Here is a 22,955-nt window from a genome sequence, read left to right as displayed (position 1 = left end):
TTCCCGGTGCCCACCGGCTGTCACGGCCGGTGGGCGCTTGTTGCACGCCGGGTTGAACTCCACCACTGTCCGATGCAATGACCCGGGTCACATCATCGAGTCATGTCCCTTCTCTCGCGCTGGCTCACAGCGACCTCTGGCGTCCTGACCGTGGCTGCGGTGACGTGGGGCAGGCGTCGGCTGTCCTCACGCCACGACGGGGTGGAGGTCGTCGCACCCCGCACCGAGCTGCCGGTGCTGTCCGACATCCGCGCCGGGCTCGGCGCCGCGCAGGCCGAGGCGCGCCTGGCCGGGTTGCGGGACTGGGTCGAGTACAGCGGCCGCGCGGCCGAGCACCGGCAGCCGGCGTTGGACGTGCTGTGCGAGGCGCTGCGGGACCTGCCGTGGCCCGGCACCGAGGTCGACCAGCGGTGGCGGATGGTCCTGCAGGCCACGCTCTCCGCGCACCTGCGGCCGGGCCCCGGTTTCTGGCTGGGCAGCGACCTCGACCTGCGTGACACCACCCTGGTCGACTTCGACCTGTCGCAGTGCCGGGTGCGCGACGCCCTCTTCACCGGCACCCGGTTCCTCGGCGACACCCGGTTCGACGAGTCGACGTTTCTCGGCGAGGTCGACGCGAGCGGCGCGTTCTTCGGCAGGCACGTGCTGTTCACGCAGTCGGTGTTCGCCCGCGGCCTCGGGCTGCGCGGCACCACGGTGTGCGGCAACGGCGAGTTCTCGCACCTGCACGCCGCGGGGGCGGTGAGCCTGCGCGGTGCCCGGTTCTCCGGCCGCGCGGACTTCAGCTGCGCCCGGTTCGGCGGCGACGTCGACTGCTCAGGGGTGCGTTTCGGCGGGCGTGCGCTGTTCCGCCGTGCCTGGTTCGCCGGGGCGTCGTCGTTCGCGGGAGCGTGGTTCCGCGGCCGCGAGGACTTCGTGGACGCCGCGTTCGGCGGTGACTCGTCGTTCGAGAACACCCGGTTCGGGCACCGCATTCACGCCGACTGACCTCACGCTGACTGGCGGCTGCGGTGGTTCGCGACCGCGACGCGGTTCGCGCACTTGGTGGAGCAGAACCTGCGGCGGCCGTTGCGGCTGGTGTCGACGAACACCGTGTCGCAGCCTTCCCGGTCGCACCAGCCGATGCGCCCCGCGTCCTCGCAGAACAGCGCCGCCATCCCCGCGGCCGTGTACGCCTTGACCCGCACATCGGTCGGTGCGTCCTCACGCGCGTAGTGCAGGTGCGGCGCGCGCCCGTCGTGCGTGGAGATGTAGTGCGTGGTCGACGACTCGGCCAGCAGCTCGTTGAGCCGGTCCACGGTCGGCTCCCGGAAGGCCTGCCGCAGCCGCTCGATCCAGTCTCGTACGTCACGTTCCTGACGAGCGTCCAGCGACCCCAGCGGCTTGTAGTCGGACGCTTTGAGCACGTCGATGAGGTGCGCGCCGCGCTCGGCGTTGACCAGTCGCGCGGCGAGCTCGGCGGCCGCCCCGCCGTAAGGGTTGAAATGCACTAGACCATGACAGCAGGCTTTCGGCATGAGCGCCACCTGCCCTGCCTGCCACTGGCCCTGCTCCACAGCCGTCTCCTGCCACGGCGCTGTGTCCTACGTGCGCTGCGTCTGCGGCCTGTTCCTCGTCGTCGAACGAGGGACGATCACCGCGACCGCCGGGACCAGCGTGTTCGCCCCGATTCACCACAGCCGTGGTGATCTTGCTAGTGTCCCGGACCGTGAGCCGTCGTGATCTTCTGTGCGACACCGCGATCCAGATCCTCGCGGTGGAAGGCGGCCGGGGCCTGACCCACCGCGCGATCGACCGCGAGGCCGGCGTCCCCATCGGCACCACCAAGAACTACTTCCCGACCCGCGAGTCCGTCCTGGAGGCCGCCGCGGCCCGCATGACCGCGCTGCACCGCGCCGCCGTGGACCGCCTGCGCGAGACCACACCGGCCGACATCAGCGCCACCGACGTGGCCGAGCTGTATCCGGCGTTGCTGCGCCGCGCGGTCGCCGACGACCCGACCCAGATGCTCGCCATGGTGGAGCTGTACCTGGAGGCCGTGCGCCGCCCCGGTGTGCGGGCGGCGCTGTCCGGGATGGTGCTGGCCAACGCCGAGGCCGCCGCCACGTTGCAGCAGGCGGCGGGCCTGCCCTCGACCGTGCGCGACACCGGCCTGCTCGACGCCTACTTCCTGGGCGTGGCGATCTCGCTGCTGGCGTTGCCGACGGACACGCTGCAGACCGTCGGCCTCGACGACCCGTACGCGCTGGGGATCGGCGTGTTCTCCGCGACCGCGCCTAACGCCGGGCGTGCACCAGCACAGAGATCAGCAGAATCAGGCTGATCACGGCCGGGACCACGCAGGCCACCGCGAGCATGGCCAGCCCGAACTGGTCGCCGCCCTCCGCCGTGTGCGGAACGGTGAGAATCGCCCACGTCGCGACCCCCGCGCCGCCGACGGTGATGCCGCCCAGCACCGTGACCAGGCGTCCGAGCCGTTGCGGCCGGACGGGCACGCGGGCGGCCTCGGCGCAGTGGTCGCCCAAGGCGCCGGCGATCTCACCGGCGTTCTCGGTGAATCCGTCGAACCGCACCACCTCGCCGTCGTCGAAGCGCACGGTGCAGTCGATGCCGGCCCCGCTGCGCGAGATCGGCCCGTTCTGCAGCACGTCGATCGCACGCACCTGCTCCCACGTCCACTCCCGCCGGCGGCCGTCGCGCACATGGGCCAGACCGCCTTCGTACAGCTCGAAGGTCTGCGGGACGCGGGGCCGCAGCATCGTGATCGCGATCGGCGTCGAGATCAGCAGCGGGTACGCGGCGAACACCAGCACGTACTGGAAGCCGTTGAGGTCGATGAAGAACATCAGGACCAGCAACAGGGCGCTGATCAGCGCCATCGCCACGGCGGCCAGGCCGAGCGGGCGTCTTCGCTTCAGGCCGACGGGATGCGTGCTCACGAGAGGACCCATTCGATCAACCTACCCAGCGGGTCTGACAATTCCCGGGTGCTGCCGCAGGGCTGCCATCAGCGTTTTGTATGTCTGCTCGACGTCGTGGCCGCCGGTCTCGATCACCGGCGTGTCCGGGGTGAGGTAGGCGGCGAACTGCTCGCTGATCCGCTCGATCAGCCCGGCCCCGCCCAGTTTCTCGACGACGTGGTCGATGTGGTGATCGCGTTGGTGAAAGCGGCTGATCGCGGTGCCGGCGGGGGCGAGCAGCACGAACTCGAGATACTCCGCGCCCGCGGCCCGTGCCACCTCAGCGAACAGGTCGCGTTGCTCGCGGCGGGCGATCAGCTGCGGCATCACCACGTCGTGGCCGCCGGACAGATGGGTGGCGGCCATGGTGAGGGCGAGCGGGCGGACCAGGTCGACCGTGCCGAAGAAGTCCTCGCGCCAGCCGCCCACGAGCCGCACGATCTCGTCGGCGTCGAGGTTGAGCGTCTTGGGGTGATCGGCGGCGTAGCGGGCGGCGATGGTCGACTTGCCGACCCCGGTGGGGCCGTTGAGGTGGATCAGCCTGGGCACCGGTTCGACGTTAGCGCCAGTTCGTCGATGGCGGTGGCGACCAGCGCGATCGCGATGTCCGGGAACTTGCCGCAGCTCGCCGGCCGCGGCGGCACGGGCTGCTCGGTCAGCCCGACCCGCCACTCACGGCCGTCGGCGTGCCGGACGGTCGCGGAGTCGGCGGTCTCGCCGACGACGGTGAGCACGTCGCGCGTCTCGCCGATCTGCGCGCGCACGGCGACCTCGGCGACCTGACCCCGCGGGGTGAAGCAGGACCGGCCGCGGCAGCGATCAGCGACGATGCCCTCCGTGACGACCCGTTCGGCCAACTGGTGGTCCAGGCGCCCGTACAGGTGACCGGTCGGCAGCAGCACGCCGGTGGGCGCGAAACGGTGGCCGCCGGTGTGCGTGCACTCCCACAGGTTCAGCGCGGTGGCGATCGGTCGGCCGTAGAGCGCGCAGCAGACGTCGCGTTTGCTGTTCGTGCACACCAGCAGCAGCGGATCGTGCACGGGCGTGCCGAACGCGGTCGAGCGGCCGGCGCCGAGGGCCTCGAAGTCGAGCTCGAGGGCTTCCTCGGGTGCGGCGAGGTCGGCCTGCTCCAGCCACGAGGCGCCGGGCCTGGCCGAGGCCAGGTACACGCGCCGGGTCTGCGGCATGCCGGTGTCGGCGTGCTTGCCGGGCCGGCGGATCAGCAGGATGCGCACACCGGTGCCGGCGGCGCGGCGCTGCAGTTCGGCGCCGAGCTGCGGGTCGAGGTGGCTCTCCAGCAGGGCGTCACGGCCCCACGGGCCTGGCTGTTCCAGGCACAGCCACGCCGTCGCGGTCGCGGCCGTGCCGGCCAGCGGTTCCCCCGCGAATTCGGAGAGTGTCGAGCACCTCATCTGCACACTCTATACGGCCAATCGGGTGATGACTAAGGCCACCCTTACTTGATCGCTGTGATGTCGGACATCTGGTGGTTTCCCCAGGGGCCTGGGGCTAGGTTTTCGTTCATGAACGTGGCCGTGTGGATCGTGTCCGCCGTTCTGGCGGCCCTGTACCTGATGGCGGGCTTCACCAAGCTGGCCAAGTCCAAACAGGAGCTGCTCGCCGAACCGCGGATGTCGTGGGTGGCGGACTTCTCGCAGGGCCAGGTCAAGGCGATCGGCGCGGCGGAGGTCGCGGGCGCAGCAGGGCTGGTGGTGCCGTGGCTGACCGGCATCGCGGTGATCCTCACCCCGATCGCGGCGGTCGGGCTGGCGCTGCTGCAGGCCGGTGCCGCGATCACGCACGGAAAGCGCGGCGAGGGCGCCACGGTGCCGGTCAACGTCGTGTTGTGCGGTCTGGCGGTGTTCGTCGCCGTCGTGCGCTACGGCCAGGTCTAGCGCTCCAGCTGCGTGATCCGCTGCCGCAGGGTCTCTTCGAGACGCGCGCGGTAGCCGATGAACAGCTTGTTGGCCAGGTACGGCGCCCAGTTGCCCTGCTTGGCGATGTTGTAGACGCGGTGGGTGAGCAGCGCGCCCTCGGGGTGGGCCCGCAGCGTGTCCTCGCCGCGGTACCACCAGTTGCCCCAGTAGGCGATGACGCCCTGGTCGCGGTCGACGAGCCGATGCGACCCGGACACCCCGGCGTCAGCGAACAGCCGCTCCCGCACGTCTTGGAACGGCGCGTGCACCACGCCGGACACCTCGAACAGCAATCTCATCGGTGCTTGTCCTCCCAGTAGTCGTACCCGCCGACGCTGCGTTCGCGCGTGGCGGCGGCGAACCAGGCGAGCCACGAGCGCTCGGCGCGCAGCATGGCCATCCGGTAGTCCAGTTCGATCCACGCGATCTGCGGCAACCCCAGCCCCGCGAGCCTCTCCAGCAGCACGGCCAGCGCGGTGAGCTGCTCGCCGACCGCCGCCTCACGCTGCTCGACGAGGTCAAGTGCGTCCTGCGGTGGCAGCAGGCCGATGAGCGAGATGCCGGCCTCGAACCGCGGATACTCCTTGGCCGGCACGGCGATCAGCTCGCGCAACCAGTCGTGCAACTCGGCCGTGCCCGCGTCGGTGATGGCGTAGACGGTGCGTTCGGGCCGGTTGCCAGCCTTCTGCGTGGCGCTGGCGGTGATCAGCTCGTGTTTGCGCAGCGTCTCGACAACGGTGTAGAGCGACCCGTAGTTGAGCTTGATCACCTCCTCCTGGTGGCGTTCCCGCATGGTCTGCGCCATCTCGTAGGGATGCATGGGCTGCTCCGACAGCAGCGCCAGCACCGCGAGAGCCAGGGGGTTAGCCCGCTTCATATCCGCCTCCGTATATCCGGTGCCGAGTATATGGAAGGGTGAACGGCATGACAACGGTGATCACCGGGGGAAGCCGGGGTATCGGTGCCGCCACCGCACGCAGACTCGTGCGCGACGGCCACCGGGTAGTGATCAGCTACCGCCAGGCCGCCGACGAGGCACGCCTGCTGGAAAAGGAGCTAGGCGTGCACGCGGTGCGCGCCGACACCTCAGACGAGGACGACGTGGCGCGCCTGTTCGACGAGGCGGGCGACGACATCACCGGAGTGGTGAACAACGCCGGCATCACCTCCCCGTCGGGCCCGCTGGCCGAGCTGGCCACCGCGGACCTGCGGCGAGTGGTGGACGTGAACGTGATCGGCGCGTTCTTCGTGGCCCGCGAGGCGGCACGGCGCATGACCCGCGGCGCGATCGTGAACGTGTCGTCGGGGGCGGCGACGCTGGGCAGCCCGGGGGAGTACGTGCACTACGCCGCCACCAAGGCCGCCATTGACGCGTTGACCATCGGGCTGGGCAAGGAGTTGGCGCCGCGCGGGATCCGGGTCAACGGGGTGCAGCCGGGCACCATTCGCACGGACATCCATCAGTTGTCTGGTCAGCCGGATCGGCCTGATCGGGTTGCTGGGCGGGTGCCTATGGGGCGGGCTGGGGAGGCTGAGGAGATCGCCAACGCCATTGCTTGGTTGCTGTCGGAGGAGGCCTCGTATGCGACTGGGGCTATTCTTCGGGTTACGGGTGGGACCTGACCGGTCGGCGGCAGCCACCTCAGTCGGCGACCGCGGCCCGCGAACTGCGAACCGCGGCGGCAGACCGGGACTCGCAGCCGCAGCCAGCCGCCACAGCTCGCGCGAACCCACGGTCTTTCGCCCCTGAATCCGCCGCCCACCCACCCCCTAAGCTTCTCCGTCATGTCCGCGCCCACGCTCACGGAGTTCGTGCTCGCCAACACGACACTGACCCCGGTCCCGCTGGTGCCCGAGATCAGCCTGCACAGCGCGGCCGAGGCGATGGACCTGTGGGAACGCACCCACCACGACCAGCCGCCGTTCTGGGCGTTCCCGTGGGCGGGCGGCCAGGCCCTGGCCCGGCACTTGCTCGACCACCCCGGCCTGGTCCGCGGCCGGGCCGTCTTCGACCTCGCGTCGGGTTCCGGGCTGGTGGCGATCGCGGCGGCGCTGGCGGGTGCGCAGTCGGTGGTGGCCAACGACATCGACCCGTTGTCGCTGGCGGCCGTGGAGCTCAACGCTGCCGCGAACGACGTGCGGATCGAGACCCTGCCTGGCGACCAGCTCGATGGCGACGCGCGGGGCGCCGACGTGGTGCTGGCCGGTGACGTGTTCTACGACGCGGAGATCACCGCGCTGGTGCTGCCGTTCCTGACCAGGGCGGCGCGGCGGGGCGCGCTCGTGCTGCTCGGCGATCCGGAGCGCGCGCACCTGCCGCGTGACCGGTTCACCGCGCAGGCCCGCTACGAGGTGCCGGTGCCGTTGACGCTGGAGAGCACCGATACCCGCAGCGCGACGGTGTGGACGCCCAGCCCGTGACCAGACCGCCTAGCCCGTGACCAGGCAGAACGGGTGCCCGACCGGATCGGCGTAGACCCGGAACCCGGGCGAGGTGCGAGGCATCTCCAGCTTGGTAGCGCCCAATTCGAGCACCAGCGGCTCAGAGGCGTCGATGTCGGTAACCATGACGTCAAAGTGGATCTGCTGCGGACACTCCTGCCCAGGCCAGCGCGGCGCCACGTAGTCCTCCACACGCTGGAACGACACCCGCTTGCCATTGGGCGTCTCCAGCGTCGACCACGACCCGTCGTCGTCGGTGACAGTCGTGCCTCCCAGGAGCTCGCGGTAGAACGAAGCGAGCGCGTCCGGGTCCGGGCAGTCGATCACGACGTCGTAGAGGTATCCGATCGCCACAGCACTCCTATCCCAGCGAGACTCCTACCCCCAGCGGAACTCCTACCCCAGCGAGATGGCCGCGAGCTTCGCCCGCAGGTACTCACCGCCCCCGACCTCCGGGTATCGGCCGTCGAGCGACACGATCCGCGCGTCGTGGTCAGTGTTGTAGAAGAAGATCAGCGACACCAGGTCCTCGTCGGGGGCCGTCGCGTCCGGCGGCAGCACGCGGTGGCGGGTGGAGCGCCAGCGGTCCGAGACCCACCTGGCCATCAGGTCGCCGATGTTGACGGTGAAGGCGGCCGGGTCGAACGGCGCGTCCTCCCAGCGGTCGTCGGCGGTGCGGACCTGGAGTCCGCCCACGCCGTGCTGGCGGTCCAGGATGGTCACGGTGCCGAAGTCGGTGTGCTCGCCGATGCGGAACTGTCCCGGCGCCGCCGGCCCGACCTGGCGCAGCGGCGGGTAGTGGTTGACGTTCAGCGTGTAGGACGGGCGGCGGGTGTGGCGGGTGAAGTGATCTTCCGGGGCGCCGATCGCTACGGCGCAGATCGTCAGCAGTTCGTCGGCCAGCGCCCGCATGCGCCGGAGGTACTCGGTCACCGCGGGTTGCAGCTGTGGGGTGGGGTAGACGTTGGGGCGGAAGAAGAACGGGTCGCCGCCGTCGGGGTCGTCCGAACCGAACGCGAACGTCTCCTTCAGGTCGGGCGGTGCCATCGCGCCCTCGGAGCGGCCGGTCGCCTGCTCGCCCGGCGGCATCCAGCCCCGCCCGCCGGTGTTCACGTGGTAGCGCTGCTTCTGCTCGGTGGGCAGGTTGAAGAACTCGCGGCACAACGCCCGTGTGCCCTCACGCAGCTCGTCCGGCACCCCGTGGCCGGTGATCAGCAGAAACCCGTACTCCTGCAACGCCGCGTCGACCCGCGCCGCTACCTCGGCACGTGCGGTGCCGTCGAACCACCCGGTCAAGTCCACCAGCGGAACACCCATGGCCCATCTCCTACCGTCACCACGCCACCTGCGCCAGTGCGACTAACCCAACCGTTCCACCACGAACGCGGTCAGGAACCCGGCGGTGGTGCACAGTCCGGTGTAGAGGCGGGCGCGCTCGTAGGCCTCGGGGATCATCGTGTCGGAGATCATCGCCAGGATCGCCCCGGCCGCCACGGCGGTGATGACCGCGATCAGCTGCGGTGAGGCGTCGTCGAGCAGCAGGTTGCCCAGCGCGGCGGACACGCCGCTCGCGACCGCGATCGCGCCCCACACCCCGAACACGTAGCCGGGCCCGCGGCCGGCCTGCTTCATGCCCGCGACGCTGGACAGTCCTTCCGGGACGTTCGAGATGACCACCGCCACCAGCATCGCCACGCCGATCCCGCCGCCGCTGAGCAGCGAGACGCCCAGCACGACCGACTCCGGGACGCCGTCGAGCAGCGCGCCGACCGCGATCGCCGTGCCGCTGCCCGCCTGGTCCTGTTCGGACGGCTGGTCACGGCTGCGCTTGCGGTGCCGGGCACCGTGCCGGGCCAGCACGACGTTCGCCACCACGTACCCGGCCGCACCGCCCAGAAACCCGGCGGAGGTGGCGAGCAGCCCGCCGGTCTTCTCCGCCTCGTCCATCAGCTCGAACGCCGCGGCCGCGGTCAGCACACCGGCACCGAACGCCATCACCACGGCGACGACGTCGCGTGGCACCCGCAGGAACCACGCGACGAGGGCACCCAGCAGGAGCGCGCCGCCTCCGGCGACTCCCCACAACCCGGCTTCAACCCATTGCGGCACGATCACATCTTCGCGAAGAACACCTTCAGATCACCGGCGAGCAGCTCCGGCGCGTCGTGACCGGAGTAGTGACCGCCGCGCTCGAACTCCGACCAGTGCACCAGGTTCTGGTGATCGCGCTCGGCGAAGCGGCGGATGGTCTGGAAGTCGTCCGGGAAGATCGCCACCCCGATCGGGACCGTCGTCGGCTCGCTCGGGACGTCCTCGCGGTGCGCGTCCTCGAAGTACAGCCGCGCCGAGGAACCCGCGGTGCCGGTGAACCAGTAGATCGACACGTTCGCCAGCAGGAAGTCCTTGGTGACGGCCGGCTCGCCCATCAGCTGCATCGTCCACGCCAGCTGCCCGACCGGGGAGTCGGCGAGCCCGAACGCCACGTTCTGCGGCCGCGCCTGCTGCAGCTTCGAGTAGCCGGACATGTTCTCCCAGAAGTTCTGCAACACCCCGAGCCGGCGGTAGTCGTCCTCGCTGAGGCCCTCCATCTCGGCCGGGTCACCCGAGGGGAACGAGAAGATCTGCGTGACGTGCACACCCACCACGTGCTCCGGGTCCACCCGCCCGACCTCGGGCGCGATGATCGACCCGGCGTCGTTGCCGTGCACCCCGTACCGCTCGTAACCCAGCCTGGCCATCAGCGTCGCGAACGCCCGCGCGATCCGCCCCGAGTGCCAGCCGCTCTCGGTCGTGGGCCCGGAGAACCCGAAGCCCGGGATCGAGGGGATCACCAGGTGGAAGTCGTCACGCAGGTGCTCGATCGTGTCGACGAACTCCATCACCGACCCCGGCCAGCCGTGGATCAGCATCAGCGGCGTCGCGTCCGGGTTCGAACTCCGCACGTGCAGGAAGTGGACGTTCGTCCCGTCGATCTCGGTGATGAACTGCGGGAAGGAGTTGAGCCTGCGCTCGACCGCCCGCCAGTCGAACTCCTCGGCCCAATACCGCGCCATCTCCTTCACCGTGGCGACGTCGTCCCCGTACCGGTCGCCGGCGCCGGGCACCTGGTCCGTCCACCGCGTCCGCGCCACACGGAGCAGCAACTCGTCGACGTCCGCTTCGTCGACTGCGATGTGGAATTCCCTGATCTCCGTCATAACCCCAAGGCTATTGGCCATTGCGGCCACCTCCTGTCCTAAAGTTCCAGCCATGTTGGAAACCTCGGCCCGCCTGCTGCGCCTGCTCGCGCTGCTCCAGTCCCGCCGCGACTGGCAAGGCAGCGAACTCGCCGACGAGCTCCAGATCAGCCCCCGCACCGTGCGCCGCGACGTCGACCGCCTGCGCGAACTCGGCTACCCGGTCAACGCCACCACCGGCTCGTTCGGCGGCTACCGCCTCGGCGCCGGCGCCGAACTACCCCCGCTGCTGCTCGACGACAACGAAGCCGTCGCCGTCGCGGTGGCCCTGCGCACCACCCCCGTGACGGGACTGGAAGAGGTCTCCCTGCGCGCCCTGCTCAAACTCGAGCAGGTCCTCCCGTCCCGCCTGCGCCACCGCGTGTCCGCGCTCAACACCGTCGAATCCGTCCCCCGCGACACCCCGGCCCCCGCCGTGGACGCCGAACTGCTCTCGACCCTCGCCGCCGTCTGCCGCGACAGCGACACCATCCGCTTCGACTACAACGCGCACGATGGCACGCCATCGCGGCGCCGTGTGCAACCGCACCGCCTGGTCAACTGGGGCCGCCGCTGGTACCTCGTCGCCTGGGACGCCGACAAACAAGACTGGCGCAGCTTCCGCGTCGACCGCATCACCCGGCCCGTACCACCCCACGGCCCCCGCTTCACCCCGCGCGAGTTCGACGCCACCACCTACATCGCATCCCGGGTGACCGCAGCCGCCTGGCGCTTCGAAGCCCGCGTCCTGGTCCGCGCCCCGGCCGAAGCCGTCGCCGCCCGCATCAACCCGGCCGTCGGCACCGTCGAGGCGGTCGATTCGTCGTCGTGCGTGCTCGTGACCGGCTCGGACTCCGTCGAGACCCTGGCCGTGTGGATCGGCATGCTCGGTTACGACTTCGACGTCACCTCGCCACCCGAGCTGGTAGCACACGTTCGCACCCTTGCGGCGCGCTACGCCCGAGCCGTACAAGACTGACCATGGCCATCACCGGACGGGACATCGAGCGACTGCTCTACAGCGAAACCCCGGACCCGATCCTGGTGGTGCACAACGGCACAACCGAGATCGTCGCCGCCTCCGAGTTGGGCGGGCACACCGGCGCCGTCGTCGTCTGCTCGCGCAGCGAGATCCTGCGCCGGGTGGGGGAGCGCGACCTCAGCGAGCAGGACCTCGCTGCGCTGGCGGCCACCTTGACGGTGGCCATTCAAGACCCAGCTCAGACGCCGCCACTGTGGCCCGCCTGAGCAGATCAGGCCTGCGCTGCACGACATCGCGGAAGTCGAAGTGAGTCAGCGCCTCCTCCAGGGTCTGGACCTCGGGCGCCTGATCGAACTGGAAGCCGCGTTCATGCAGACGCAACAAGGCGTCCAGGAGGTCGCCGTCGTCCACGGAGCCGGCGATGCCTTGTGTCGCTGCCAGGATGGCCATGTCGTCACCGCCGAGGCCGAGCCTGCGATAGGTCTCCCTCATGATGACTTCGCGACGCTCGTCAACATGTGCGAGCCAGCGAAGCGCCGCCACGCACCGCTCTATCGGCACCGCCGTCAACGCGATCAACGCCTCGGTCACCTCGATGCTGTACCGCGATGCCAGCGGCGTCACCGCGTCCCGCAACGTCACGGCGACCTTGTCCAGAGTCACGTACGGCTCCGACATCAGCAGCCATTCCGCACGCACGTCCTGCGTCCGGTTGCTCAGGCTCAGTGCGAAGTGGTGGTCGCGGTCGCGCTCGACCCAGAAACACCGCACCACGCCCGTCCACTCGCTCGACGACAGGCGGGACTTCCAGAACAACGCCTCCCGCTGCCAGTCCTCGACGCTCACCCGCAGGTCCGGTGCGTAGACCTTGTCCCGCAACGCCACCGCCAGCGCGACCAGGTTCACCGAGTACCTCGCGTCCCTGGCCGAGTCCGTCAGCGAAGCCGGTTCGTACTCGCCTCGCGACAGCCGCCGCTCCTCCCGCGCACCGAACAACCGCACCACGAGGTCGAACAGCAGCTCCCGGTCCGACCGCCCGGTGAGCTCCTGCAGGAAGTCCAGCACCGGCTTGGAGCTCGTCAGCGCCATGAACGACAGCAGGGAGTACAACTCAGTGTCGTCCACAGTGGACTTGCGTCGCGACCGGGCCGCGTCCTCGCGGCTCAACTCCACCAGCGCCCGCCAGACGAACCGCGCTACCAGGTACTCCCCGAACGTCGCATGCAGGAATTCGTAGGTCGCGAGCTTCGTGTCGTCGCCCCGCACCGCCTCGGATTTCTGCACGAAGAAGAACCGGCCCAGCGCCAGCTCGCCCGACGACAGGGGAGTGCGCGTCCCGACCTCCCTGTCCGCCGAACCGTGATCCAGCAACGCCGCCAGATCCGCGGTCACCTGATGCCCGGTCACCCATTGCGTGCCACGGTTGAACATCGCGAGCGCCACCACCGACAACCGATCCAGCTCGAACTCGACGTCCTCGGCCAGACCGTTCTCGGTCCGCTCGACCGGTGACTTGGCGACCTCGCGCCGCGCGAACCGCTCCAGCAACCGCTCGTACAGCTCACCCCGGCTGATCTGCTGGTGATCACGCTGCAGTGCGCCGTCGACGGCGTCATACAACGCCAGCATCAGCAACAACAACGGCTGCTGCGCCAGCTCGCGGTACTCGAGCACGACATCGACCGGCAGGGGAGGGTTGACCGCGTTCCACACCGCCATCCACTGCCGCACCTGATCGTCGGAGAACGGCAGCAACCGCACCACATGCGACTGCTGAGGGAGAGCCAGCCCTGCACACACGCTCAACCGGCTCGTCACGACGAACACCGCCGGCCGGTTCCTCGCCAGCAGATCGGCCTGGAACTCCTCGATCGCCGTCAGATAGCGGGTCTGGCTCACCCCGGTCGCCTGCATCAGCTCGTCGAGACCGTCCAGGATCACCACCGGCACCGCGCCACCGGTGTCGCGCGAGAACACCGCCCAGCCGACCGGCTCGTCCAGCAACCGATGCAGACCGTGCTCGATCTGCCGCCTCAGGTCCGCGTCGGCCGGGGCACTCCGCAACTCAACCCGCACCACTGGTGACCCCGACGCCGACAGCCGCGCAGCCAGCATCTCGGTCAGCACCGACTTGCCCGAGCCCGGATCACCCAGCACCAGCAACGGAGCCAGCCACGCCTCCCTCGACGTCAGGTACCCCGCCAGGTACGCATAGAGGTCGGACCGCTCCGCCCTTTGATCCCAGAACTCGGCGGTAGACGGCACCGTTTCCCGTTTGCCGCGCGCAATCAGCTGGAACCGCGGGTCGACATACGCCTCGCCCAGCGCCGGAATCCGAAGTCCCTGCGGCACATCGCCGGACTTGACCAGCGGCCGGCTCAGCGCCGAACCGTAGATCCCCGCCAGCTCGGCCAGCCGCACGTCCGCGACAGGATCCGCGGTCGCCTCCCGCAGCACGTCCTCCAGCCGCGCCAACGCCGCCCGCGTCGCCCGGTGGTCCTCGATCGAGCACCAGAACGCCACCTCGGGGAAGTCCACCGCGAGCTGCCGGAACAACTCCTGGTACCGCTCCAGCGCGAGAACCGGCAGCAGCTTGAGCGTGGCAGCGACCCGATCCTTCTCGGTTTCGTTGAGGCGATCCCACGCGGCCAACGCCGTTGCCACGCCCAGCAGATCCTCGTTGAAGGCCAGGTAGACGTCGTGGATGTCGGCGACGTTGTCCTCGTAGAGCTGACCGGCGGAGGGCAGCGGTAGCGCGAGGCCGAACGGATCGAAGCCGACGACGTGCTCGTCGTCCTCCCGCGTGAACAAGAACGGCAGCTCCAGCTTGTGGAGCGCCTCGAAGTAGGCAGTGACCACGATGACCGCGTGCGCGGCGTGCAGGCGTTGGGTGCGGTCGTAGCGGTTGAGCTTGCGACGCCTGTCCGACACCTTCGTCGCCAGTTCGGAGAACAGCCGCGTGAAGTCCGGCTTCGCGTCGAACAGGGCCAGGACCTGCCACGTCCCCAGCGAACCCGCCAGCAGCGCGCCGCCCAGCAGCTTGTCCAGGGCGGCGACCACCGGGTGGTCCTTGCCGCCGAGGATCTTCACGGCCTCGGTGTAGGTGTAGGTCCTTCGCACCCGAAGGTTCTTACACGACCGGGCGCGTGCTCATCCCGAGAACAACACCAACAGCCCAATCCCGATCAGCACCACCGGCAACGCGATGTGGCCCCACTTGGCCAGCGCGCGTGCCACCACCGGACGCGACGCCAGGAACCAGCCGGCCAGGCACCACACGCCGACCAGCACCAGGAACACCACGACGTACACCCACAGCGAGTCGGCCACGGTGAAGACCGGCACGTAGACGCCGATGTTGTCGCCGCCGTTCGCCAGCGTCACACCCGCTACCGCCAGTAGGCCTGGGGCGGCGTCCGGTTCGTCGGAGTCATCTGAGCCGCGCCAGAGCGACCACGCGGCCTTGAGGCCCAGAGCCAGGGGGATCAGGCCCAGCCACGGGCGGAACTGCTCGGGCAGCAGCGAGGCGCCGAGCGCACCGAGGACCGCCACGGCGAGGATGCCCGCGAAGCCCAGGTACTGGCCCGCCACGACCTGCCAGACCGACCGGGCCCGCGCGAAGAACAGCGCGAGGATGACCAGGTCGTCCACGTTGGTCACCGCGAACATGCCCGCGGCCTGACCGATCACCCCAAGATCCACGGCGGCATTCTCTCCCACGATGAAACGGATAGCCCATCCGTATGTGTGCTACCGTCGAGCAAGTAAGCGGATGCACTATCCGGATAGGGGAGTGTCATGGCACGCACAGCAGTGGTCACCGCAGGCACCGGCGGCATCGGCCTGGAGACAGCACTCGGCCTGGCCAGGGCCGGCTACGCGGTCACGGTCGTCGGACGCAACGCCGAACGCGGCGCACGCGCCGTCGAGAAGATCAACGCGGCGGGGGAGGAGCCCGCCCGGTTCCTGCAGGCCGACCTCGCCTCCCTCGACGACGTGCGCGCACTGGCCGACCAGATCGACGAGGTCACCGTGCTGGTCAATAACGTCGGCGCGATGTTCGCGGACAGGACCGACATCGGGGGAGTCGAAGCCACGTTCGTCGTCAACCACCTCTCGCCCTACCTGCTGACCGAACTGCTGCTGCCCAAGCTCACCGCCGCCGCACCCAGCCGCGTCGTCAACGTGACCTCCGGCGCCGTCACGCTGGCCAAGAAGGTGTTCGACGAGGTCGAACCACCCGGCGGGTACTACGGCTTCCACTGGTACGGCCGCGCCAAGCTCGCGAACCTCGCCTACACCCTCGACCTCGCCACCCGACTCGAAGGCACCGGCGTCGCAGTGTTCGCCGCAGACCCCGGCGGCGCCGCCACCGACATGACCAACGGCAACGGGCGCAGCCCGAAAATCGTCTCGCCCGGCCTGCGACTGCTCTGGCCACTCGTCCGACGCATGTTCGACAAAGCGACCTCAGGACCCGCATCGGTCGCCGCCCGCTCCTCGATCCTCGCCGCCACCGACGAGACAGGACAGACCGGACTGCTCATCGGACGCCACGCACGCCCCGCCACACCGAACCGAGCAGCCACCGACCCACGCGTAGCAGAAGCCGTCCGCCGCCTCAGCGAGCGGCACGCACCACCAACACGCGTTCCGGATGGGCTATCCAATTAAGCTGGACCCATGACGCCGCCGCAGCGCAAGGACGCCGCCCGCAACTGGGACCGCATCCTCACCGTCGCCAGAGAACTCGTCGACGAAGGCACACCGCTGCAGCTCAACGACGTCGCCCGCCGCTCAGGACTCGGCGTCGGCACGGTCTACCGGCACTTCCCGACCACCGAAGCGCTCCTCGAAACCGTCGCCACGCCCTGCCTGGAAGCACTCGCCGACCACGGCAACCAAGCCCTCGACCACGACGACCCCTGGCAAGCCTTCGCCGGCTACCTCGCCAAACTCGTCGAAGCCCAGGTCACCGACCCCGCACTCGCCAAGATCGCCGCCACCGCCGACGACACCCTCCCGCGCACCACCGAACTCAAACACCAGATCATGGCCATCGGCACCCAACTGCTCACCCGAGCCCGCGACGCAGGAGCAGTCCGCCCCGACCTAGCCGACGGCGACCTCGTCCCACTCATGTGCGGCATCTCCTACGCCACCTACGTCCACAGCGAAAGCCCCGACGACCGCCTCGCCACCGCCCAGCGCTACCTCAACACCCTGCTCAGGGGCTTCAGCGCCTGAACACCGGGGGACCAGCGGCGATGTAGGACCGAAGCTCCTCGAGCGACGCCTTCCACCCGTCCAGCAACAACCACGTCGCCCCCGCCTCGGCGTACTCCGACACCACAGCAGCCGACGGCCGCGCCCCACCACCCCAGATCGCCAGATCCCCGTCAGCAGGCCCACCCGCCGCGACGAAATCAGCCTTCATCCGCGCCGCCTGCTCAGGAGACGCCACCGCGAACCCACCCGAACCGTCCTGAATGATCGGAAACAACCCGGCAGCACTCGACGCCGCCAAGAACGGCACCTTCCGCGGCCAGATCCCCGAAGTCCACACCGGCACCTCTACCGGCGCGAACCGCACCCCAGACACCTCGTAAACCGCGCCGCGATGCTCAACAGGCTCACCGGACAACAACTTCTGCACCACCTCAACGCCCTCGGTCATCCGCGCCGCCCGCTCACGCGCACCCGAAGCCTCACCGAACGACGTGAAATCCCGCGGCACACCCATACCCACCCCGAGCACCAGCCGCCCACCCGACAACCGCTGCAACGTCGAAGCCTCCAACGCGAGCTTCCACGGCCGGCGCCGGGGGACAGGCGTGATCATCGGACCCAGCGTGATCCTCGACGTCCGCGCCGCCACCGCACCCAAAGTCACCCACGGATCCGCCACCAACGGCTGCGCCACCACGTGATCCCACATGAAGAACCCGTCCCAGCCGGCCGCCTCCGCCTCAACCGCCAGAGAACACAACACCGCGGGATCGCCATAGGTCTCGCCGTAACAGGGCACGTAGATCGCAAAACGCATGCGGGGGAGTCTGCCTCACCACCGACCCTCACCCGTCGCGCCGTCCAACTGCTCCCGCAAGATGTCCGCATGCCCCGCATGCCGGGCCGTCTCCGTCAGCACATGCACCAACACGTTGAACAACATCACGTCCGGACGCGGCCACCACGGCACATGACCAGGGGAGTCCACCGCAAGCGCGTGGATCGTCGCGTCGGAATGCGCCCACACGCGCCGATAACGACCAACGATGTCCTCACGCGACTCCTGCTCGGTCGCCCACATGTCCGCACCGCGCGCTGCGAGGTCGTCCCAGCGCGGCATCGGTTCGGGGAACGGACGGCCGAACACCTCACCGAAGTACCGCGACTCCGACAACGTCAGATGCTTCACCAGACCCAGGAGGTTCGTGCCACTTGCCACGAGCGGGCGGCGGATGTCGGCCTCGGGAAGCCCGTCGAGCTTCCACACCATCGCCTCGCGGATCTCTCGCAGATCGGAGTGGAGGTAGTCCTTCGCGAAGTCATCGATCACCGGATCCAGACTGCCAGGCATATCGCCACGGTGACGTAACCCGGGGGACCGTCGCGGGCAGAATCGGCTTCCTCGGCCAGTCTCGCTCGCCCCTGCCTGAGCCGATGCCGAGCCGATGGGTGCGCACCACACACACGGCGCCGGCCGGGTACCCCCAATTTCGATCCTAGCGAGCAGGACCGACACGGCTTCGGTCTCAGACGCCGCACACGCATGGCGCCGCACACGCAGCCAGCGGGAGAGTCCCGGAGGACCCCAGATCCCCGTTACTTGACATAATGTAGATTATCGGCGAAACATCGACCTGCGAAGATCGTTCCCAGAAGCGGTCCGAACGACCGTTGTTGCGCGTCTGCGGATACCACCAACGGGCAGGCTGGCCGTACCCGCAGACGCCACAACTTTCCAACGCCGGCGATGTCGGAGCGCGGTCGACACCGACGACTCGTCAGTGAGACGTACGTAGAGGTCGGTCATTACGCTCACGATCCCCGGCAAGTGACGCCGCCTGGCCCAGCACATGAGTCCGTCCGGCCAAAACGGACATTTCATGCATAATCCCCATTATCCAGCACAGTGATCATCCAGCACGGTGGCGAAAACTGTCGGTGCTGTGCGGTACAAGATCCATATGCACGTGCTCGCCGCTCAGGACGCCTTCTTCCTCGCTCGCCGGACGCGCAAGGACTCGCCGCACACAACGGCGGCCTACCAGCGCGATCTCTCCGGCGTGAACACACTCCTGGCCGAGGCGCTCCCCTCCCCTGTCGAGGACCTCCTGGTGGAGCACCTCACCGGCGGCAACCTCCGGCAGGCCTTCGGGCAGTTCGCGGACACGCACGCCAAGAGCTCGGTGCTGCGGGCCTGGTCGACGTGGAACCAGTTCCTGACGTTCTGCGTCGCCGAGGACCTCATCGCGGGCAATCCGATGGGTGCGGTCGCCCGCCCGAAGACCCCTCAGCTCGTGCCCAAGCCGCTCAGGGGCGAGGACACGCCGGAGCAGTTGCTCGCGGCGGCCGCGGAGGGTGCGACGAAGGGGCGTGACCCGTGGCCCGAGCGGGATGTGCTGGTCATCGCGCTGGGTCTGGTCGCCGGTCTGCGGAGTGCGGAGATGCGGACGCTGACGTTGGCGAGCATCGTCGGCCGTGATGGTGACAAGAGGTTGCACGTGAAGGGGAAGGGCAACCGGGATCGGAGTGTGCCGATCGAGCCGCCGATGGAGCGGATCGTGGAGGGTTATCTGGCGAGTTGCCGGAAGCGGTTTCCGCAGGGGCGGTTCGATCGGGAGAGTGCGTTGCTGAGGGATCGGCACGGTGAGCCGATCGGGCGGGGTGGGCTGGAGTACCTGGTGAAGTCGTGTTTCCGGTGGGCAGGGTTGAACGATCGGGTGCCTACGGGGGCGAATCTGCACGCGTTGAGGCACACCTTCGCGACGCGGCTGGCGGAGGACGGGGCGTCGGCGAGCGAGATCATGGCTTTGCTGGGGCATGCGAGTTTGGCGACGAGTCAGAACTACATCGAGGCGACTGCGCGCGAACGGCGGTCGGCGGTGGCGAGCAATCGGACGTATCGGGCGCTCAAAGAGATCTAGCGGTGCTCCACCGCGGCACGGCACTCTCAGGTAGTAGACGTGGAGCCGGGGGTCGCTCAGTTGCCGGATCGTTAGGCCAAGTGGGTGACCTGATAGTGCGAAAACCGCATTTCAGGGGTACCCAATGAGAATGAGATCCGTGTGGCGTGGGGCCATCTCCTTCGGGTTGGTGACGATCGCCGTGCGCCTCTACACGGCTGTCGAGGAGCACGACTTCCGTTTCAACCAGGTGCACCGGGAGGACGGCGGGCGCATCAAGTACAAGCGTGTCTGCTCGGTGTGCGGTAACGAGGTGGAGTACGGCGACATCACCAAGGGCTATGAGTTGGACGACGGCCGTTTGGTGATCATGGAGAACGAGGACTTCGAGAAGTTGCCGGTGAAGACCGACAAGTCGATCGAGGTGCTGGAGTTCGTGCCGGCGGAGGAGATCGATCCGATCTACTTCCAGAAGACGTATTACCTGGAGCCGGACAAGGCTGCGGCACGACCGTACGTGCTGTTGCGGGATGCGCTGGTGAAGACGGGTCAGCTGGCGGTCGTGAAGATCACGATCCGGCAGAAGGAGACGCTGGCGACGATCCGGGCGCGTGATGACGTGCTGGTGATGCACACGATGTTGTGGCCGGATGAGATCCGCAAGGCGGAGTTCGACTTCCTGGATCAGAACGTCGAGGTGCGGCCGCAGGAGTTGAAGATGGCGACGTCGTTGGTGGAGTCGATGGCCGGGGACTTCGATCCGGACACGTTCACCGATGACTACCGGGATGCGCTGGAGAAGGTCATCGCGGCGAAGGCGGAGGGTGCTGAGTTGCCTGAGGCGCCGGAGGCCGAGGAGAAGGGCGATGTCATCGATCTGATGACGGCTCTGGAGCGCAGTGTGGAGAAGGCGAAGGCGGGCCGGAAGTCGACTGCGAAGAAGGCTGCGCCTAAGAAGAAGGCTTCGTCGGCGTAGATGGCCGGGCTCGACGAGTACCGGCGGAAGCGGGATCCGGCGAGGACACCGGAGCCCGTGCCGAGTGCTGATGAGCTACCGCATGGTGAGAACGACACTTTTGTGATTCAGGAGCATCACGCGAGCAGTCTGCATTGGGATGTGCGGCTGGAGCGTGATGGTGTGCTGGTGTCGTGGGCGGTGCCGAAGGGGTTGCCGGCGACGACCGATGTGATTCGGCTGGCTGTGCACACGGAGGATCATCCGCTGGAGTACGCGGAGTTCTCCGGGGAGATCCCGAAGGGTGAGTACGGCGGCGGTTCGATGTTCATCTGGGATCGCGGTCGCTATGAGACGGTGAAGTGGTCGGACCGCGAGGTCGACGTGGTGTTGCACGGTCATCGCGTGCAGGGGCAGTTCGTGTTCTTCCGTTCGGGTGACGAGGGCAAGAACTGGATGATGAAGCGCCGGCACGCTCCGGCGCGTCCGGACTGGAAGACGTTGCCGGAGCAGTTGAAGCCGATGCTGGCGGTGCCCGGTCCCCTCCCCCAGGACGATGATGATCTTTGGGCTTATGAGTTCAAGTGGGACGGCGTCCGGGCGATTCTGCGGGTGGAGGGTGGCCGGGTGCAGGCCTGGTCGCGGCTGGGGAACGACATCACCGTCGCGTATCCGGAGCTGCAGGGTGTCGGTGAGCAGCTCGGGTCCACGGAGGCCCTGCTGGACGGTGAGATCGTCGCGTTGCAGAACGGCCGGCCGAGTTTCAGCGCGTTGCAGAACCGGATGCACGTGAGCAAGGCCGACGCGGCGCGCAGGGCCGCGCGGCAGTATCCGGTGACTCTCCTGTTGTTCGACCTGCTGCATCTGGACGGCCGTTCGACGATGCAGCTCCCGTTTCGGCAACGTCGTGAGCTGCTCAGGGAGCTGGAGCTGCGGGGTTCGAACTGGCTCACTCCCCCGTCCTACGACACCGATGGCGCCGCGGTGCTGGCGGCGAGCCGCGAGCAGGGCCTGGAAGGCGTGGTCGCGAAACGCCTTGATGCGACCTATCAGCCGGGGATGCGGTCGCCGGTGTGGCGCAAGATCACGGACCTGTTGGCGCAGGAGGTGGTGATCGGCGGCTGGCGGATGGGTGAGGGCAAGCGTGCGGGTGTGGTGGGGGCGCTGTTGCTGGGTATCCCGCAGGACGGCGGGCTGGCGTTCGCCGGTTCGGTGGGCACCGGGTTCAACGATGCGGAGCTGGCGGTGTTGACGCCGCGGTTGAAGGCGTTGGGGCGCAAGGGTTCGCCGTTTGTGACGGAGGTGCCGCGGGAGCGGGCGAAGGGTGCGTTGTGGGTGGAGCCGGAGCTGGTGGCGGAGGTGGTGTTCCGGCAGTGGACGCCGGACGGGCGGATGCGGTTTCCGGCGTGGCGTGGGTTGCGGCCGGACAAGACGCCTGAGGAGGTGCGTCGGATTGAGTGACAGCCCGAAGGAAGTGACGGTGCGGGTCGGGGATCGGGTGCTGAAGCTGACGAACCTCGACAAGGTGCTGTATCCGGAGTTCGGGTTCGCGAAGAGCGAGGTGATCGACTACTACACGCGGATCGCGCCGGTGCTGCTCCCCCATCTGAAGGATCGGCCGGTGACGTTGAAGCGGTATCCGAACGGGGTGGACGGGAAGTGGTTCTTCGAGAAGAACGCTCCTGAGCACCGGCCGGACTGGGTGCGGACGATGCGGCTGGAGAGTCCTGGCAGCAGTCGTGGGACCGAGACGGTCAACTACGTGATGGTGGACGAGTTGGCGACGTTGGTGTGGCTGGCGAATCTGGCGGCGTTGGAGTTGCACGTTCCGCAGTGGACGGTGGGGCCGCGCGGGGGTAAGCGGGATCCGGATCTGCTGGTGTTCGATCTGGATCCGGGTGCGCCGGCGACGGTGGTGGAGTGTTGCCGGGTGGCGGAGCTGGTGCGCACGGTGCTCGATGACGACGGGGTGGACTGCTGGGCGAAGACGTCGGGGAACAAGGGCATGCAGGTGTACGCGTATGCCCCGGCGAAGGACACGTCGGAGTACGCGAAGGCGGTGGCGCAGCGGTTGGCGCGGGAGGAGCCGAAGCTGGTCGTGGCGACGATGGCGAAGGCGCAGCGGGCCGGGAAGGTGTTCATCGACTGGTCGCAGAACAACACGGCGAAGACGACGGTGGCGCCGTATTCGCTGCGTGCGCGTGAGCGGCCGGCGGTGTCGACGCCGATCACGTGGGACGAGGTCGAGGACTGCCGGGTGGCGGAGGATCTGGTGTTCACCGCGGACGAGGTGCTGGACCGCGTGGACAGCGCTGGTGATCTGTTCGGTAGTTGATATTCTGGCCGACTGCCTATC

At 68.6% G+C, this 22,955-nt stretch carries 27 protein-coding genes; 13 read left to right on the top strand and 14 right to left on the bottom strand.

The genetic code is table 11. The features are described 5' to 3' along the window. Window positions 1–102 precede the first annotated feature (102 nt). Window positions 103–987 (top strand): pentapeptide repeat-containing protein, encoded by an 885-nt coding sequence (locus ACIA8G_RS42215; RefSeq protein WP_396424447.1) that lies wholly within the window; start codon window positions 103–105, stop codon window positions 985–987. Window positions 988–989: 2 nt separating this feature from the next. Here ACIA8G_RS42215 and ACIA8G_RS42210 read toward each other — a convergent pair whose 3' ends face one another. After that, a complete protein-coding gene (locus ACIA8G_RS42210; protein WP_396424446.1) occupies window positions 990–1,490 on the bottom strand; it encodes a CGNR zinc finger domain-containing protein in 501 nt (166 codons plus the stop codon). 218 nt (window positions 1,491–1,708) lie between these two features. On the opposite strand from ACIA8G_RS42210, the gene ACIA8G_RS42205 reads away from it, so the two are divergent. Further along, window positions 1,709–2,323, top strand: a complete 615-nt coding sequence (locus ACIA8G_RS42205) for a TetR/AcrR family transcriptional regulator (RefSeq protein ID WP_396424445.1) — start codon at window positions 1,709–1,711, stop codon at window positions 2,321–2,323. Here the strand turns inward: ACIA8G_RS42205 and ACIA8G_RS42200 are convergent. Genes ACIA8G_RS42200 through ACIA8G_RS42190 form a run of 3 tightly spaced genes read right to left on the bottom strand, consistent with a single transcriptional unit; the run spans window position 2,277 to window position 4,372 of the window. Then, window positions 2,277–2,951 (bottom strand): hypothetical protein, encoded by a 675-nt coding sequence (locus tag ACIA8G_RS42200; RefSeq protein ID WP_396424444.1) that lies wholly within the window; start codon window positions 2,949–2,951, stop codon window positions 2,277–2,279. The two genes, ACIA8G_RS42205 and ACIA8G_RS42200, sit on opposite strands and share 47 nt — an antisense overlap. A 9-nt stretch (window positions 2,952–2,960) precedes the next feature. Continuing rightward, window positions 2,961–3,509 (bottom strand): AAA family ATPase, encoded by a 549-nt coding sequence (locus ACIA8G_RS42195; protein ID WP_396424443.1) that lies wholly within the window; start codon window positions 3,507–3,509, stop codon window positions 2,961–2,963. Next, window positions 3,497–4,372 (bottom strand): sucrase ferredoxin, encoded by an 876-nt coding sequence (locus tag ACIA8G_RS42190; RefSeq protein WP_396424442.1) that lies wholly within the window; start codon window positions 4,370–4,372, stop codon window positions 3,497–3,499. The genes ACIA8G_RS42195 and ACIA8G_RS42190 overlap by 13 nt, the downstream gene beginning before the upstream one ends. A gap of 111 nt (window positions 4,373–4,483) precedes the next feature. Between ACIA8G_RS42190 and ACIA8G_RS42185 the strand changes: the two genes are divergently transcribed. Next, on the top strand, window positions 4,484–4,855 hold the full coding sequence (locus ACIA8G_RS42185; RefSeq protein WP_396424441.1) for a DoxX family protein: 372 nt from the start codon (window positions 4,484–4,486) through the stop codon (window positions 4,853–4,855). Here ACIA8G_RS42185 and ACIA8G_RS42180 read toward each other — a convergent pair. Both ACIA8G_RS42180 and ACIA8G_RS42175 read right to left on the bottom strand, forming a co-directional pair. Next, the gene (locus ACIA8G_RS42180) at window positions 4,852–5,175 is read right to left on the bottom strand and encodes a hypothetical protein (RefSeq protein WP_396424440.1); all 324 of its coding nucleotides are present in this window, start codon (window positions 5,173–5,175) and stop codon (window positions 4,852–4,854) included. The genes ACIA8G_RS42185 and ACIA8G_RS42180 overlap by 4 nt on opposite strands. Next, a complete protein-coding gene (locus ACIA8G_RS42175) occupies window positions 5,172–5,753 on the bottom strand; it encodes a PadR family transcriptional regulator (protein WP_396424439.1) in 582 nt (193 codons plus the stop codon). Before ACIA8G_RS42175 ends, ACIA8G_RS42180 begins: the two co-directional genes overlap by 4 nt. 47 nt (window positions 5,754–5,800) lie before the next feature. Here ACIA8G_RS42175 and ACIA8G_RS42170 point away from each other — a divergent pair, with 47 nt between their 5' ends. Both ACIA8G_RS42170 and ACIA8G_RS42165 read left to right on the top strand, forming a co-directional pair. Continuing rightward, the gene (locus tag ACIA8G_RS42170) at window positions 5,801–6,499 is read left to right on the top strand and encodes an SDR family oxidoreductase (protein WP_396424438.1); all 699 of its coding nucleotides are present in this window, start codon (window positions 5,801–5,803) and stop codon (window positions 6,497–6,499) included. 162 nt (window positions 6,500–6,661) lie between these two features. Next, entirely contained in the window at window positions 6,662–7,297 is a 636-nt protein-coding gene (locus tag ACIA8G_RS42165; protein WP_396424437.1) for a class I SAM-dependent methyltransferase, read from the top strand. A 9-nt stretch (window positions 7,298–7,306) separates the two neighbouring features. Here ACIA8G_RS42165 and ACIA8G_RS42160 read toward each other — a convergent pair whose 3' ends face one another. The 4 genes from ACIA8G_RS42160 to ACIA8G_RS42145 are packed head-to-tail and all read right to left on the bottom strand — an operon-like array spanning window position 7,307 to window position 10,515. Next, on the bottom strand, window positions 7,307–7,672 hold the full coding sequence (locus tag ACIA8G_RS42160) for a VOC family protein (RefSeq protein ID WP_396424436.1): 366 nt from the start codon (window positions 7,670–7,672) through the stop codon (window positions 7,307–7,309). A gap of 42 nt (window positions 7,673–7,714) precedes the next feature. Continuing rightward, window positions 7,715–8,635, bottom strand: coding sequence for an isopenicillin N synthase family dioxygenase (locus ACIA8G_RS42155; RefSeq protein ID WP_396424435.1), 921 nt, complete (start codon window positions 8,633–8,635; stop codon window positions 7,715–7,717). A 42-nt stretch (window positions 8,636–8,677) separates the two neighbouring features. Continuing rightward, window positions 8,678–9,427 carry a ZIP family metal transporter gene (locus tag ACIA8G_RS42150; RefSeq protein WP_396424434.1) on the bottom strand — a complete coding sequence of 250 codons (750 nt, stop codon included), beginning with the start codon at window positions 9,425–9,427 and terminating at the stop codon, window positions 8,678–8,680. A 2-nt stretch (window positions 9,428–9,429) separates the two neighbouring features. Further along, window positions 9,430–10,515, bottom strand: coding sequence for an epoxide hydrolase family protein (locus tag ACIA8G_RS42145; protein ID WP_396424433.1), 1,086 nt, complete (start codon window positions 10,513–10,515; stop codon window positions 9,430–9,432). Between the two features lie 52 nt (window positions 10,516–10,567). Here ACIA8G_RS42145 and ACIA8G_RS42140 point away from each other — a divergent pair, with 52 nt between their 5' ends. Continuing rightward, the gene (locus ACIA8G_RS42140) at window positions 10,568–11,512 is read left to right on the top strand and encodes a helix-turn-helix transcriptional regulator (protein ID WP_396424432.1); all 945 of its coding nucleotides are present in this window, start codon (window positions 10,568–10,570) and stop codon (window positions 11,510–11,512) included. 2 nt (window positions 11,513–11,514) lie between these two features. Further along, complete coding sequence (locus ACIA8G_RS42135; RefSeq protein WP_396424431.1) at window positions 11,515–11,781, top strand: hypothetical protein; 267 nt, start codon at window positions 11,515–11,517, stop codon at window positions 11,779–11,781. On the opposite strand, the gene ACIA8G_RS42130 is transcribed toward ACIA8G_RS42135, so the two are convergent. Continuing rightward, entirely contained in the window at window positions 11,693–14,635 is a 2,943-nt protein-coding gene (locus tag ACIA8G_RS42130; RefSeq protein ID WP_396424430.1) for an NACHT domain-containing protein, read from the bottom strand. The two genes, ACIA8G_RS42135 and ACIA8G_RS42130, sit on opposite strands and share 89 nt — an antisense overlap. A gap of 30 nt (window positions 14,636–14,665) precedes the next feature. Next, a complete protein-coding gene (locus ACIA8G_RS42125) occupies window positions 14,666–15,217 on the bottom strand; it encodes a cadmium resistance transporter (protein ID WP_396424429.1) in 552 nt (183 codons plus the stop codon). 96 nt (window positions 15,218–15,313) lie between these two features. Between ACIA8G_RS42125 and ACIA8G_RS42120 the strand changes: the two genes are divergently transcribed. Together ACIA8G_RS42120 and ACIA8G_RS42115 are read left to right on the top strand one after the other, a co-directional pair. After that, window positions 15,314–16,189: an SDR family NAD(P)-dependent oxidoreductase gene (locus ACIA8G_RS42120; protein WP_396424428.1), complete on the top strand. Its 876-nt coding sequence runs from the start codon at window positions 15,314–15,316 to the stop codon at window positions 16,187–16,189. Window positions 16,190–16,198: 9 nt separating this feature from the next. Further along, window positions 16,199–16,762 (top strand): TetR/AcrR family transcriptional regulator, encoded by a 564-nt coding sequence (locus ACIA8G_RS42115; protein WP_396424427.1) that lies wholly within the window; start codon window positions 16,199–16,201, stop codon window positions 16,760–16,762. Here the strand turns inward: ACIA8G_RS42115 and ACIA8G_RS42110 are convergent. Next, the gene (locus ACIA8G_RS42110; RefSeq protein ID WP_396424426.1) at window positions 16,752–17,561 is read right to left on the bottom strand and encodes an LLM class flavin-dependent oxidoreductase; all 810 of its coding nucleotides are present in this window, start codon (window positions 17,559–17,561) and stop codon (window positions 16,752–16,754) included. The two genes, ACIA8G_RS42115 and ACIA8G_RS42110, sit on opposite strands and share 11 nt — an antisense overlap. 15 nt (window positions 17,562–17,576) lie before the next feature. After that, window positions 17,577–18,095, bottom strand: a complete 519-nt coding sequence (locus ACIA8G_RS42105) for a DinB family protein (RefSeq protein WP_396424425.1) — start codon at window positions 18,093–18,095, stop codon at window positions 17,577–17,579. 592 nt (window positions 18,096–18,687) lie between these two features. Here ACIA8G_RS42105 and ACIA8G_RS42100 point away from each other — a divergent pair. The 4 genes from ACIA8G_RS42100 (at window position 18,688) to ligD (ACIA8G_RS42085) (ending at window position 22,934) form a co-directional block, all read left to right on the top strand. Further along, window positions 18,688–19,665 (top strand): tyrosine-type recombinase/integrase, encoded by a 978-nt coding sequence (locus tag ACIA8G_RS42100; protein WP_396424424.1) that lies wholly within the window; start codon window positions 18,688–18,690, stop codon window positions 19,663–19,665. 130 nt (window positions 19,666–19,795) lie between these two features. Beyond that, window positions 19,796–20,620 (top strand): Ku protein, encoded by an 825-nt coding sequence (locus ACIA8G_RS42095; RefSeq protein ID WP_396424423.1) that lies wholly within the window; start codon window positions 19,796–19,798, stop codon window positions 20,618–20,620. Beyond that, complete coding sequence (gene ligD / locus ACIA8G_RS42090; protein ID WP_396424422.1) at window positions 20,621–22,060, top strand: non-homologous end-joining DNA ligase; 1,440 nt, start codon at window positions 20,621–20,623, stop codon at window positions 22,058–22,060. Beyond that, complete coding sequence (gene ligD, locus ACIA8G_RS42085; RefSeq protein WP_396424421.1) at window positions 22,053–22,934, top strand: non-homologous end-joining DNA ligase; 882 nt, start codon at window positions 22,053–22,055, stop codon at window positions 22,932–22,934. The genes ligD (ACIA8G_RS42090) and ligD (ACIA8G_RS42085) overlap by 8 nt, the downstream gene beginning before the upstream one ends. The last annotated feature ends 21 nt before the right edge of the window (window positions 22,935–22,955 follow it).

The organism is Lentzea sp. NPDC051213 (assembly GCF_044455585.1).
Classification (GTDB): domain Bacteria; phylum Actinomycetota; class Actinomycetes; order Mycobacteriales; family Pseudonocardiaceae; genus Lentzea.
Note: the sequence above shows the minus strand (reverse complement) of the source record. Positions and strands in the feature narration are given on the sequence as shown.